This is a genomic window from Aquimonas voraii (genome assembly GCF_900101825.1).
Classification (GTDB): Bacteria; Pseudomonadota; Gammaproteobacteria; order Xanthomonadales; family Xanthomonadaceae; genus Aquimonas; species Aquimonas voraii.
Genome location: NZ_FNAG01000001.1, coordinates 481,917 through 494,519, shown reverse-complemented (window position 1 = coordinate 494,519; position 12,603 = coordinate 481,917). Strand labels below are relative to the sequence as shown.

Here is a 12,603-nt window from a genome sequence, read left to right as displayed (position 1 = left end):
CGAGGCATCGTGGAGGTCACGTCGCGACTGCTTCAGCCAGCCCGCCCGCGCGCCTCCCAGTCTTCCGCGGGGGCGTCCAGCGTTCCGGCGAGCGCCTCGCGGAAGGCCGGAAACTCGGCCGCAAGCTTGGCCGCCTGGGCGCGCGGCAGATCAATGTCGACCTGCCAGCCCAGCTCGTCACTGTTCTCGCCGCGCACCGCCCCGAGCGCGAACAGGCGCGCGCGCAAACGTCCCTCGGCGGAGTCCAGCGCCAGCGTCAGGCCGACCCGTTCGGAGGCGAAGCGCTCACTGATCGCACTCCGCAGGAGCTCGAGGCCAAGCCCATCGCGGGCCGAGACGAAGACGCGCTCTGCGCCCTCCTCGACGCGATCGCGGCGCGGTGAAGCGCCCTCGATGCGGTCGATCTTGTTGAACACCTGGATCTGCGGGATGTCGCCCGCGCCGATCTCGACCAGCACGCTCTCGACGTCGGCCACGCGCTCGCGCAGCTGGGGATCGGCGGCATCGATGACATGCAGCAGCAGATCGGCCTCGCGCGCCTCCGACAAGGTCGAGCGGAAGGCCGCTACCAGCTCGTGCGGGAGGTCGCGGACGAAGCCGACGGTGTCGGCCAGGACGACCTCGCCGCATTCCAGGCCCGAGAGTTTCCGAACGGTCGGATCGAGCGTGGCGAACAGCTGGTCGGCCGCGTAGATGCCGGCGCCGGTCAGCGCATTGAACAGCGTCGACTTGCCGGCGTTGGTGTAGCCCACCAGGGCGATGCGCGGCACCTCGTTGCGCAGGCGCGCTCGCCGCGCCTGGGCCTGGCGGCGCTCGGCCTGCTCCAGCCGCCGCGACAGCACCTTGACCCGCTCGGCCAGCAGGCGGCGGTCGGTCTCCAGCTGGGTTTCGCCGGGGCCGCGCAGGCCGATCGAGCCACCGCGCTGACGCTCCAGATGCGTCCAGCCGCGCACCAGGCGCGTGGACATGTGCTTCAACTGGGCGAGCTCGACCTGAAGCTTGCCTTCGAAGCTGCGCGCGCGCTGGCTGAAGATGTCGAGGATCAGGCCGGTGCGGTCGACCACCCGGCACTGCAGATGCTTCTCGAGGTTGCGCTCCTGCACCGGCGACAGCGTGGTGTTGACCAGCACCAGATCGATGTCGTGCAGGGCGCACAGCTCCTTGGCCTCATCGGCCTTGCCGCTGCCGATGTAGAGCGCAGGGTTTGGACGATCGACGCGGGCGCTGATGCTGGCCAGCACGCTGGCGCCGGCCGAGCGCGCCAGTTCGCCGAACTCCTCCAGCGCTTCGGACTCGTCCCGGCCTGGCGCCTGCGGCTGGATCAGCAGCGCGCGTTCGCCGCGCTTCTCACGCTCAAACATGGAGCCGGGCCGGGTTCTGCGGGACGATGGGGGTCAATCCTGCTCGCCCGTGGCATCCGCCACGTCACTGCTGCCGCCGGGGCCGATGCGCACGTTGCGCGCGGGCACCACGGTGGAGATGGCGTGCTTGTAGACCATCTGGCTGACCGTGTTGCGCAGCAGGACCACGAACTGGTCGAAGGACTCGATGGTGCCCTGCAGCTTGATGCCGTTGACCAGGTAGATCGACACCGGCACGCGTTCGCGGCGCAGGGCGTTGAGGAAAGGATCCTGCAGGGACTGGCCCTTGGACATGGTCGCTCCTTGGATGGGATGTTCGATGTGCTTGTTGTTCTGTGCGCTTGCCGGGCGCACGGTCTCCACCTGGGGGCACTCGCCAAGACGGCAAGGCTCGGTGGCAACGCGGCCGAGTGTACAGGTTGGACCGCCGGCGCAGCCCCTGCCGTTCAGCGGCCGTCCAGCCCGCTCGCCAACCGGAACAGCGCTTCGGCGCGTGCAGGATCGGTGAGGGGATCGACCCGGAAGGCGTCGAGCTCCGCACGCAGCCAGGTCAGCTGGCGCTTCGCCAGCTGGCGGGTGGCGGCGATGCCTTCGGCAAGGAAGTCGGCCATCGAAGTCTCGCCGCGCAGATGACGCCAGGCCTGCCGATAGCCGACAGCCCGCATCGCCGGCAGGTCCGGATGCAGTTCGGAGCGGGCCATCAGCGCGCGCACTTCGTCGAGAAAGCCCTGCCCCACCATGCGCTCGAAGCGCTGGGCGATGCGGGCATGCAGCTGGCTCCGGTCGGCGGGTGCCAGTACCAGCTTCAGCACCCGCCAGGGCGGGCGCGGCGACAGCGGCGCCTCGCGCTGCCAGGCGCTGATGGCTCGGCCGGACACGCGCCAGACCTCCAGCGCACGGGTGATGCGCTGCGGGTCGCTCGGGCGGATGCGCGCGGCCGCCTCGGGATCGACCTGGGCCAGCTCGGCATGCAGCGCAGCCCAGCCCCGCTCCGCCGCTTCGCACTCGATCGCGGCACGCACCTCGGGCTCGGAGGCCGGCATGGCGGAGAGCCCACCCAGCAGGGCCCGGAAATAGAGTCCGGTGCCGCCGACCAGGAGGGGCAGATTCCCGCGCGCCAGCACCGCATTGACGGCGGCCCGTGCGTCCTGCGCGAACTCGCCCGCCGAATAGGGCTGGTCGGGCTCGCGGATGTCAATCAGGTGATGCGGGATGCCGGCCCGCTCCTCCGCATCCGGCTTGGCGCTGCCAATGTCCAGACCGCGATAGACCAGGGCCGAGTCCACGCTGATGATCTCGCCGCCATGCCGCTGCGCCAGCTTGATCGCGAGCGCGGTCTTGCCCGAGGCGGTCGGCCCCATCAGGGCCAGCACCAAGGGGCGGTCGGCGGCGGACGCGCTCACGGCCGGCGGCAGCCCACCAGCTGCAGGCGCTGCCCGGGCTTGATGAGGTAGCGCGGGCCGCGCACACCGTTGGCTCGCGCCAGCTGTTCGACCGCGCACTGGTGCCGACGCGCGATGCTGTGCAGCGAATCGCCGCGGCGCACCGTGTAGCTGCGCGCACCCGCGGCGCTGGCGGTCGCCGGCTGGCTGGGGCGATTGGCGGCCGCCAGGGCCCGCGCCAGCTCCAGCCGCGGACCACTGACGCAGTGCGCGGCGTAGGCCTTGACCATGCTCTGCGGACCGCGGATCACGGTCCCCGCGGGAATCACAGCGTGCGGCTCGAAGCGTGGATTGAGGTTGCGCAGGGTTCGGAACCAGCCGTCGCGGATGCCCTGCTGGCCGAGGCAGAGAGTCAGCTCATTGAGGGTGCTGGGCTGGGCCAGGGTGAAACCGCTGGGCTGCAGGTCGACCGTGGGAAACTCCAGCCCGACTTCTTCCGGATGCAGGAACAACCAGGCCGCGGCCAGCACCATCGGCACGTAGTCCTGGGTTTCGCGCGGCAGCTGGCTGAACACCTGCGGATGCCAGAAGGACTTGCCGCCCGTGGCCTGATGGATGCGCCGAATGCGGCCTTCACCGCCGTTGTAGGCGGCCAGCGCCAATTCGAGGCTGCCGTTCAACTCGCGGAAGCGGTCATTGAGGTAGCGCACGCTGGCGCGCGAGGCCAGCTGGGCGTCGAAGCGGGTGTCGAAGCCGTCGACGCGGCCCAGCCCATAGCCAAGACCGGTCTGGTACATGAACTGCAGCGGACCGGAGGCGCCCGCGTGCGAGACGGCGTGCACGCGCCCGCCGGACTCCTTGGCCAGGATGCCGAACAGCAGCGCCTCGGGCAGGCCAGCCTGCTCGAACTCGGGCCACATCAGGTGGCGCATGTAGTGATAGTTCTCCCAGGCGGTGATGAGCTGGGGCCGCATCCAGGTCAGCCACTCCACCATGGCGGACTTCACCGGCGTGTTCAGTTCGATCAGGTCCCTCAGCTCGCGGCCATTGAGCAGGGTGATCGAGCGCTGGGCCTCGGGCAGATCGGCCAGCAGCGGCGAATCGCCACCGGACTCGGGCTCGGCCGTCTCGCGGCCGGCCTCAAAGTCCTCGCCCACTGCCAGGCCCAGCGCAGCCAGGCGCTCATAGCCAGCGAGCACGCGCTCCACGCCGCAGCCCGCGGCCTCCAGACAGGCGCGCGCGGCATCGCGCAGACGGTCACGCGCTTCGACCAGGGTGGCGTGCTCGACCGCCTCATTGGCGCGCACGCGCTCGACGTGCCCCAGCGCATCGTCGAGGGCGGCATCAAAGGAGGCCCCGAGCGCGCTGGCGTCCTCGACGGCATCGGCCGCAGAGCGGGTGGGCGCAGCGGAGCAGGCGGCGAGCAGCAGGGCCAGCGCGCAGCCGGTCAGTCGGGCAAACATGGGCATCGGAGGATCGGCTTGGAATCTCGGCGCCGCAGGCCGCGGCAAGCCGCGCAGTGTATCGCCCGGCCCGCGATCGACGAAGCCGCAGCTATGATGCCCGCGGCTCACCACAGCGAGGCACAGATGGACAGGATCCTCATCGGCAAGGGCACGCAGCAGGTCGACCTGCTCGCGCGCTACGGCAACCGCCACGGCCTGGTGGCCGGCGCCACCGGCACGGGCAAGTCGGTGACCCTGATGGTCATGGCCGAAGGCTTCTCTCGTCTGGGCGTGCCGGTCTTCCTCGCCGACGTGAAGGGCGATCTGGCAGGGCTGTGCCAGGCAGGCGCTCCGCACGAGCGGATCAGCCAGCGCGTCGAGCAGATCGGCATCACCGACTACCGTCAGGAGGCCAGTCCGGTGGTGTTCTGGGACATCTACGGTGAGCTCGGCCACCCGGTGCGGTGCTCGATCTCGGAGATGGGCCCGACCCTGCTGGGCCGCGTACTGGAATTGAACGACACCCAGGCCGGCGTGCTCGACATCGTGTTCAAACTGGCGGACGAGCAGGGACTGCTGCTGATCGACCTGGACGATTTGCGCGCCCTGCTCGGCTTCGTCGCCGACAATCGGAAGGAGATCAGCACAGAGTACGGCTTGGTCAGCGCGCAGAGCATCGCCGCGATCCAGCGCCAGCTGCTGCGGCTGGAGAGTGATGGCGCCAGGCACTTCTTCGGCGAGCCCTCGCTCGATCTCAACGACTTCATGCGCCAGGACATGTCGGGCCGCGGCATCGTCAACGTGATGGCCGCCGACAAGCTGATCCTGAAGCCGCGTCTATACTCGAGCTTCCTGCTGTGGATGCTCTCCGAGCTGTTCGAGAACCTGCCCGAGGTGGGCGACCTCGACCGGCCGAAGATGGTGTTCTTCTTCGACGAGGCCCACCTGCTGTTCAACGACTGCCCGCCCGCCCTGCTGCAGCGGGTCGAGCAGGTGGTGCGCCTGATCCGCTCGAAGGGCGTGGGCGTGTACTTCTGCTCGCAGAACCCGGACGACATTCCCGGCACCATCCTCGGCCAGCTCGGCAACCGCGTGCAGCACGCGCTGCGGGCCTTCACCCCGCGCGACCAGAAGGCCGTGCGCACGGCCGCCGAGACCTTCGCCAGCAACCCCACGCTCGATGTCGCCAGGGTGATCGGCGAACTCGGCGTCGGCGAGGCCCTGGTCTCGACCCTGCAGGACAAGGGCATCCCGCTGCCGGTCGAGCGCACCCTGATCTGCCCGCCGCGCTGCCGGATCGGCGCGATCACGCCCGAGGAGCGCCAGACCCAGCGCATGCGCAGCCCGGTCGGAGGCAAATACGACACCGCGGTGAATCGCGAGTCGGCTTACGAGATCCTGTCGCGGCGCGCCGAAGTGGCCGCCAGCGCGGCCCCGCCCAGCCCACCGCCGAGGGCGCGCCCCGCCTCCGCGCAGGGCGCGCCCTCGCCGTCCACCCAGCCAGCGGAGGCCGGGGGCGGCATCGGCCAGAAGCTCAACGAATGGCTGTTCGGCACCTCGCGCCGCCAGGGCGCGGTGGAGGCCATGGCCAAGTCGACGATGCGGACGGTGGGCAACCAGTTGGGCCGGCAGCTCCTGCGCGGCGTGCTTGGGGGGCTGGGAGGACGGCGCTGAAGCATCCACTCGCTTGTCAATGCCTTGACAGCTCACTACACTACGGCGTTTGTCGCGCTCCTTTCCAAGGCTCAACCCATGAAAGTCCTGAACTCCCTCAAGTCGGCCAAGACCCGCCACCGCGACTGCAAGGTCGTGCGTCGCCGCGGCAAGGTCTTCGTGATCTGCAAGAGCAACCCCCGCTTCAAGGCCCGCCAGCGCTGAGCGCCGGCCGCCGCTGCAGGCGTGGCAAGAGGCCGCCCCCGGGCGGCCTTCTGCTTTCTGGGGCGGAGCATCCATGTCCGCTGCCGAGCCCAGCCGACCGCCGCCGGCGGATGCGGGTCACGCGCGCCCTGGGCGCATGCGCCGCAGGTCAACACATTCCGCAAGCGCTCCGCGCGCATGGTCGCCAGCCGACACAAGGCTCTACAATCCGCGCGGGGAGTCCGCCACCTTCGACGGAGAATCAACCATGTTGCGCAGTCTTGGCTGTCTGGCTGTCTGTTTCGCCCTGTCCCACGGAGTCGCTTCGGCGCAGGAAAGCACCCAGCGCGTGATTGAAGGCGATGTCCTTCTGATCGACCGGGTGGAGCGCACTCACAGCGGCGCCAACCTGCCTCGTCGCGGCATGTTGATGAACCAGGTCGAGGCGCAGTTCGGAGCGCCCACGACGAAGCACGCCCCGGTGGGCGGCAGCAGCCCGCAGCAGCCGCCGATCACCCGCTGGAGCTATCCGGAATTCACCGTCTATTTCGAGAACAGCCACGTGGTCAATGCCGTGGTCAATCGCGCCAGCCCGAACGAGAAGGGCCCGATTCGCAAGGAAAAGCCGAACGGATGAACCGGTCTTCAGCGCGTTTCCCCGCGGAGTGGGAAGACCAGTCCGCGGTTCTGATCGCGTGGCCGAATGACGACACCGATTGGGCCCCGCGCCTGGCCGAGGTCGAAATCACCTACGTCGAACTCGCGGCAGCCATCACCCGCTTCCAGCCGCTGGTGGTCTGCGTACGTGATGCGGCGCTCGAAGCGCGCCTGCGCAGCCTGCTGGCTGCGCGCGGCGTGGATCTGTCGCAGGTGCGCTGCGTTGAGGCCGAGTACGACGACACCTGGCTGCGCGACTCCGGTCCGATCAGCCTGCGCACGACGGATGGCTTCGAGCTGTTGGATTTCCGCTTTACCGGCTGGGGCGGCAAGTTCGAGGCCAGCGCCGATGACCGTCTGGTCGAGCAGCTGTTTGCGGCCGGCGTGTTTGCATCAAGCGCGCAGCGCCGGCGCATCGACTTCGCGCTGGAAGGCGGCGGCATCGAGACCGACGGCGCCGGCACCCTGCTCTCGACCTGGCACTGCTTGAGCGAGCGCCATCCCGACCGCTCGCGCGCGGAAGTCACCGAGCTGCTGTGCCGCGAGCTGCGCCAGGACCGCGTGCTGTGGCTGGACCACGGCTACCTCGAAGGCGACGACACCGACGCCCACATCGACACCTTGGCCCGCTTCGCCAGCCCCACGCGCATCGTCTACCAGGGCTGCAGTGATCGCGGCGACAGCCATTTCGACGAACTGGCCACGATGGGTCAGGAGATCGCCGCCCTGCGCCAGGCGAACGGCGAGCCGTATGAGGTATTCGTGCTGCCTTGGGCGCAGCCGATCCTCGACGAAGGCCGGCGGCTGGCGGCGTCCTACGCGAACTTCCTGATCATCAACGGCGCGGTGCTGATGCCGGCCTATGGCGACCCGGCCGATGCCGAGGCCCAGGCCGTGCTGGCGCGCGCCTTCCCCGAACGCCAGATCGTCGCCCTGCCCTGCCGACCCTTGATCTGGCAGAACGGCAGCCTGCACTGCATCACCATGCAGCTGCCGCGAGGAGTGCTGAATGAACACGTCTGACTCGAAGGGCACGCTGCGCGTCGCCCTGATCCAGGACCGCGACCGCGGCTCGGTCGAGGCCAACCTCGCGCGCATCGAGGCGCGTGTCGCCGAAGCGGCGGCCGCGGGCGCGAAGCTGGTGTTGCTGCAGGAGCTGCACAACGGCGCCTATTTCTGCCAGCACGAGAGCGTGGACGAGTTCGACCGCGCCGAACCCATCCCTGGCCCGAGCACCGAGCGGCTGGGTGCGCTGGCGAAGCGGCATGGCGTGGTGATCGTGTCTTCCCTGTTCGAGCGACGCGCCGCCGGCCTGTACCACAACACCGCGGTGGTGTTCGAAGCCGACGGCAGCATCGCCGGCAAGTACCGCAAGATGCACATTCCCGACGATCCGGGTTTCCTGGAAAAGTTCTACTTCACGCCGGGCGACCTTGGCTTCGAGCCCATCGACACCTCGGTCGGCCGCCTCGGCGTGCTGGTCTGCTGGGACCAGTGGTATCCGGAAGCCGCGCGCCTGATGGCGCTGGCCGGCGCCGAGCTGCTGCTGTACCCGACTGCGATCGGCTGGGATCCGAACGATCCGCAGGACGAGCAGGATCGCCAGCGCATGGCCTGGATCCTCTCGCACCGTGGCCACGCGGTCGCCAACGGCCTGCCGGTGCTGAGCTGCAACCGCACGGGCTTCGAGCCCTCGCCCACCGGCGGCAGCGGCATCCGCTTCTGGGGCAGCTCGATCGTGCTCGGCCCGCAGGGCGAGATCCTGGCCGAGGCCGATACCGACAGCGACGCGGTGCTGCTGGCCGATGTCGATCTCAAGCGCTCCGAAGCCGTGCGCCGGATCTGGCCCTTCCTGCGCGACCGTCGCATCGACGCCTATGCCGACCTGTTGAAGCGCTACCGTGACTGAGGCCCGAACCGACGTCGTCTGCGACGCAAGCCACGACCCGCTGGCCGGTCAGCCGATCCTCGAAATCGAGCGCGACGGCGTGTTCTACACCCTGCTGGGCACCGCGCACGTATCCCAGTCCAGCGTGGACGCCGTACGGGCGCTGGCCGCCCAGAAGCACTTCGACGCGATCGCAGTCGAGCTGTGCGAGCCGCGCTACCAGTCGATGCGCAATCCGGATGCGCTGGCCAAGCTCGATCTGTTCCGCGTGATCAAGGAAGGCAAGGTCAGCCTGGTGGCGGCCAACCTGGCCCTGTCCGCGTACCAGCGTCGCCTCGCCGAGCAGCTGGGCGTCGAGCCCGGCGCCGAGATGCTGGCGGCCATCGACGAAGGCCAGCGCCTTCAGCTGCCGGTCTGGCGCGTTGATCGCGATGTGGCTATCACGCTCAAGCGCACGGCCGCCTCGGTCGGCTTCTGGCAGCGACTCAGCATGATGAGCGGGCTGGTCGCCAGCCTGCTGGTCAACGAGAAGATCGAGGAAGACGAGATCGAGAAGCTGAAGGAAGGCGACCTGCTGGAAGCCACCTTCGGCGAGTTCGCGAAGAGCCGCGAACCTCTGTATCGGGCGCTGATCGCCGAACGCGACCAGTACATGGCCGCAGCCCTGCGTCAGGAAGCGGCGCGCAGCCCACAGGTGAAGCATGTGCTCGTGGTGATCGGGGCCGGCCACTTGGCGGGCCTCGCCCAACATCTGGCGGAAGATGCACGCGAACCCGGCGAGCTGCGCGAAAGCCTGCGTCAGCTGCCGCCACCGAAGAACTGGGGCACCTGGATCACGGTGATCCTTGCTGCGCTGGTCGTTGGTGGGTTCATCTATGGTTTCTCGCAGGGCAGCGATGTGGGCACGGACATGGTGCTGCAGTGGGCGCTGATCACCGGCAGTTTTGGCGCGGTGGGCTGCCTGTTCGCGGGCGGTCACCCGCTGTCCATCCTGACTGCGTTCGCCGTCTCCCCGGTGACGCCGCTCCACCCGGCCCTGTCCTCCGGAATGGTCAGCTCTCTGGTCGAGGCCTGGCTGCGCAAGCCCACCGTGGCTGACTTCCACCGCCTGCGCGATGACGCCACCAGTATCCGTGGCTGGTGGCGCAACCGCGTCTCGCGCGTGTTCATCAACTTCTTCCTCACCAACATGGGTACGGCCATAGGCTTCTATGTCGCCGGCTGGACGCTCTACAAGGCGGTTTCGAATGCCTGAGGGGGATGCGGCAGCGCTGCCCTTCTCCCCCGCCTGCGAACGCAACCGCGAGCCGATTCTCGCCGTGCTGCGCGAGCATCTCGCCATACCGGCGCGGGTGCTGGAGATCGGCAGCGGCACCGGCCAGCATGCGGAGTTCTTCGCGGCGCATCTGCCGCATCTACACTGGCAGAGCAGCGACCGCGCCGACTACCTTCCCGGGCTGGCCGCACGCATTGCACAGGCCGGGCTGCCCAACCTGCCCGCGCCCTTCGAGTTGGACGTCGCCCGCCGCGAGCGCTGGCCTGCGCAGCGTTTCGATGCCGCCTACAGCGCCAACACCCTGCACATCATGGGCTGGCCCGAGGTCGAGCAGTTCTTTGGTCTGGTCGGCGCGGTGCTTGAGCCCGGATCAACGCTGGTCGTCTACGGCCCCTTCAACTACGGCGGCCGATTCACCAGCGAGAGCAATGCCGCTTTCGACGCCCAACTGCGCGCGGACGATCCCAAGCGCGGCATTCGCGACTTCGAGGCGGTCGACGCGCTGGCCCGTGCGCAGGGTTTCGCGCTGGCCGCTGATATCGCAATGCCGGCGAACAACCGCAGCCTGGTCTGGACGCGCTGTCCCGGGGCTTGAAAGCGCGTGAGACGGTCACCGGCTCGCCTACACCATCAGCAAAGGAAGCCGTGATGATCCATGCCTTGAAGGGAAGCGCATTCACCGTCGTGTTCACCCTGCTGCTGGTGCTGCTTGCGGTGGCCGCTTTCCGCTTTCCGGTACCTTTCGCTGGGCTTGTTGGCCCCTTCGGAGACCTGCAGGACGTGGCCATCAGCGATCGGCTCATCGCCGGGGCGCAGGCCTGGCTGCTCTACAGCGCGCTCAGCCTTGGGCTGGTGCAGATCCTCGGCGGGGGACTGCTCGGCTTCATCGCGGGCCGGGTCGTCGAGACGCCCAAGTCGCGCACCAGGGCCATCGCGGGCGCCGCCCTGCTGTTCTCTCTGCTGGTCGTACTCACTCTGTCGACCCTCGACTGGTTCCTCGGACCGTGGTGATGCCGTCCCACTAACCGCCGCGATGGTAGGGATGGTTGGCCAGCAGGCTGCAGGCCCGATAGAGCTGCTCGGCCACGACCACGCGCACCAGCGGATGCGGCAGGGTCAGCGGCCCCAGCGACCAGCTTTCGCCGGCCGCGCGACGTACAGAATCGTGGAAGCCGTCAGGCCCGCCGATCAGGAAGGCGAGGTCCTGACCCTGCATGCGCCAGGCCTGCATGCGCTCGGCCAGCTGTTCGCTGGAATGCGCTCGGCCGCGGCCGTCGAGCAGGACGATATGGGTGCCGCGCGGCACCGCGGCCAGCAAGCGCTTGGCCTCGTCCTCCATCGCGCGGGCCGTGTCGCGGCCCTTGCCGCGCTCGCCCGGCGCCAGCTCCACCAGCTGCAGCGGAAGCCAGTGCGAGAGGCGCTTGAAGTAGTCGGCGCAGGCGGTCTGCACCCAGTCCGGCATGCCGGTGCCGACCGCGATCAGCTGGGCTTTCATGCCGCGTGCCCGGCAGCCACGAGGGCCGGATCAGCCTTCTTCGGTTTCGGCGTCGGCGGCCCGCGGCGTGTCGCCATCCACGCTCCACAGCCGCTCCAGCGCATAGAACTCGCGCACGCGCGGCAGGAAAACGTGGACCACGGCGTCGCCCAGATCCACCAGCACCCACTCGGCCTCGCGCTCGCCTTCCACGCCGAGCGGCATGGCGCCGATCTCCTTGATGCGCTTCTGGACTTCATCGGCGATCGCCTTGACGTGGCGGGTCGAGGTGCCGGAGGCGATGAACAGGGTGTCAGTGAAGCCAGCCTTGCCACGGACGTCGATCTCGCGGATGTCGCGGGCCTTGATCTCTTCCAGGGCGAAGCGGATGCGCGCGTTCAGGGCTTCCGGCGAGGGGCCGCCCGGGGCGGTCTTCTTGGCGGCGCGGGCGCGCGGGGCGGGCGTGGCGGGGGCTTTCGGATTCAAGACGCTGACCTGTTGCGGAAGGGACGCCCAAGGGCGCGAGGGCAAAGTATAGGTGAGCGCGCCGGCAGACGCCGGCCGCGCGATTCAGCTTGCGCCGGGCAGCGGCGGCGCGTACAGCCGGTGGCGCGCGATGTAGGCGACCACCGCGGGCTCGAGATACGCCGAGATCGCCGCGGCATCGGCGCGGGCCACGGCCGCACGCACCTCGGTGGCTGAGGCCGCCTCAGGCGGCAGCTCAATCCTGCAGATGCCGCCCGCCGGGGCCTCGCCCAGCTTCGCCAGGGGTAGCGCATGCGCGCGCGCCAGCGCCGCGAGCGCGGGCGGCGCGTCGGCGTGGCCAGCATGCGGGCGGTTGACCACCAGCAGATGGGCGAGGCCCGGAATCGCCTGCCAACGCTGCCAGCGATCAAAGCCGCGCCAGGCGTCCTCGCCCAGCAACAGCACCAGCGGCGCCTCGGGTCCAAGCTCGCCGCGCAGCTCGGCCAGGGTGTCGACCATGTAGGAGGCACCGCCGCGGCGCAGCTCGCGCAGGTCGATGCCGAAGCCGCTCTCGCCGGCCAGCGCCAGCCACAGCATGGCCACGCGGTGGCCTGCCGCCGCACCCGGCGGCGCGCGATGCGGCGGGTCCGCGTTCGGCAGGAAGTCAAAGGCCGCGATCGAAAGTCCCGCGGCCAGCAGGGCCTCGCGCGCCGCCCGGGCAATGCCCGTGTGACCGCGATGCACCGGATCGAAGGTGCCACCGTAGACGACGTGCAGCGGACGCGCGTTACCCATCGC

The 12,603-nt window shown here is 69.4% G+C and carries 15 protein-coding genes; 8 read left to right on the top strand and 7 right to left on the bottom strand.

Annotated elements, in window-relative coordinates:
* Nucleotides 1-32: 32 nt before the first annotated feature.
* From hflX to BLP83_RS02140, 4 genes are all read right to left on the bottom strand, one after another.
* On the bottom strand, nucleotides 33-1,361 hold the full coding sequence (hflX, locus tag BLP83_RS02155) for a ribosome rescue GTPase HflX (protein WP_091238234.1): 1,329 nt from the start codon (nucleotides 1,359-1,361) through the stop codon (nucleotides 33-35).
* A 33-nt stretch (nucleotides 1,362-1,394) separates the two neighbouring features.
* Nucleotides 1,395-1,655 (bottom strand): RNA chaperone Hfq, encoded by a 261-nt coding sequence (gene hfq, locus BLP83_RS02150; RefSeq protein WP_091239402.1) that lies wholly within the window; start codon nucleotides 1,653-1,655, stop codon nucleotides 1,395-1,397.
* A 152-nt stretch (nucleotides 1,656-1,807) separates the two neighbouring features.
* Nucleotides 1,808-2,722, bottom strand: a complete 915-nt coding sequence (gene miaA / locus BLP83_RS02145) for a tRNA (adenosine(37)-N6)-dimethylallyltransferase MiaA (protein ID WP_091239400.1) — start codon at nucleotides 2,720-2,722, stop codon at nucleotides 1,808-1,810.
* Between the two features lie 38 nt (nucleotides 2,723-2,760).
* On the bottom strand, nucleotides 2,761-4,212 hold the full coding sequence (locus tag BLP83_RS02140) for a transglycosylase SLT domain-containing protein (protein WP_091238231.1): 1,452 nt from the start codon (nucleotides 4,210-4,212) through the stop codon (nucleotides 2,761-2,763).
* A 120-nt stretch (nucleotides 4,213-4,332) separates the two neighbouring features.
* Between BLP83_RS02140 and BLP83_RS02135 the strand changes: the two genes are divergently transcribed.
* From BLP83_RS02135 to BLP83_RS02100, 8 genes are all read left to right on the top strand, one after another.
* Nucleotides 4,333-5,862, top strand: a complete 1,530-nt coding sequence (locus BLP83_RS02135; RefSeq protein WP_091239398.1) for a helicase HerA-like domain-containing protein — start codon at nucleotides 4,333-4,335, stop codon at nucleotides 5,860-5,862.
* A gap of 78 nt (nucleotides 5,863-5,940) precedes the next feature.
* On the top strand, nucleotides 5,941-6,066 hold the full coding sequence (ykgO, locus tag BLP83_RS02130; protein ID WP_091238229.1) for a type B 50S ribosomal protein L36: 126 nt from the start codon (nucleotides 5,941-5,943) through the stop codon (nucleotides 6,064-6,066).
* A gap of 247 nt (nucleotides 6,067-6,313) precedes the next feature.
* On the top strand, nucleotides 6,314-6,682 hold the full coding sequence (locus tag BLP83_RS02125; protein ID WP_245679930.1) for a hypothetical protein: 369 nt from the start codon (nucleotides 6,314-6,316) through the stop codon (nucleotides 6,680-6,682).
* A complete protein-coding gene (locus BLP83_RS02120) occupies nucleotides 6,679-7,725 on the top strand; it encodes an agmatine deiminase family protein (protein ID WP_091238225.1) in 1,047 nt (348 codons plus the stop codon). Before BLP83_RS02125 ends, BLP83_RS02120 begins: the two co-directional genes overlap by 4 nt.
* Complete coding sequence (locus tag BLP83_RS02115; protein WP_091238223.1) at nucleotides 7,712-8,611, top strand: carbon-nitrogen hydrolase; 900 nt, start codon at nucleotides 7,712-7,714, stop codon at nucleotides 8,609-8,611. Before BLP83_RS02120 ends, BLP83_RS02115 begins: the two co-directional genes overlap by 14 nt.
* Nucleotides 8,604-9,845 carry a TraB/GumN family protein gene (locus BLP83_RS02110; protein WP_091238219.1) on the top strand — a complete coding sequence of 414 codons (1,242 nt, stop codon included), beginning with the start codon at nucleotides 8,604-8,606 and terminating at the stop codon, nucleotides 9,843-9,845. The genes BLP83_RS02115 and BLP83_RS02110 overlap by 8 nt, the downstream gene beginning before the upstream one ends.
* Nucleotides 9,838-10,461, top strand: a complete 624-nt coding sequence (locus BLP83_RS02105) for a DUF938 domain-containing protein (RefSeq protein WP_091238217.1) — start codon at nucleotides 9,838-9,840, stop codon at nucleotides 10,459-10,461. Before BLP83_RS02110 ends, BLP83_RS02105 begins: the two co-directional genes overlap by 8 nt.
* Nucleotides 10,462-10,514: 53 nt before the next feature.
* Nucleotides 10,515-10,877: a hypothetical protein gene (locus tag BLP83_RS02100; RefSeq protein WP_091238214.1), complete on the top strand. Its 363-nt coding sequence runs from the start codon at nucleotides 10,515-10,517 to the stop codon at nucleotides 10,875-10,877.
* Nucleotides 10,878-10,887: 10 nt separating this feature from the next.
* Here BLP83_RS02100 and rlmH read toward each other — a convergent pair whose 3' ends face one another.
* The 3 genes from rlmH to nadD all read right to left on the bottom strand — a co-directional run bounded on the left by rlmH (nucleotide 10,888) and on the right by nadD (nucleotide 12,600).
* A complete protein-coding gene (gene rlmH / locus BLP83_RS02095; RefSeq protein WP_091238213.1) occupies nucleotides 10,888-11,361 on the bottom strand; it encodes a 23S rRNA (pseudouridine(1915)-N(3))-methyltransferase RlmH in 474 nt (157 codons plus the stop codon).
* 30 nt (nucleotides 11,362-11,391) lie between these two features.
* The gene (gene rsfS, locus BLP83_RS02090; protein WP_091238210.1) at nucleotides 11,392-11,826 is read right to left on the bottom strand and encodes a ribosome silencing factor; all 435 of its coding nucleotides are present in this window, start codon (nucleotides 11,824-11,826) and stop codon (nucleotides 11,392-11,394) included.
* A gap of 84 nt (nucleotides 11,827-11,910) precedes the next feature.
* The gene (gene nadD / locus BLP83_RS02085) at nucleotides 11,911-12,600 is read right to left on the bottom strand and encodes a nicotinate-nucleotide adenylyltransferase (protein ID WP_091238208.1); all 690 of its coding nucleotides are present in this window, start codon (nucleotides 12,598-12,600) and stop codon (nucleotides 11,911-11,913) included.
* Nucleotides 12,601-12,603: the final 3 nt, after the last annotated feature.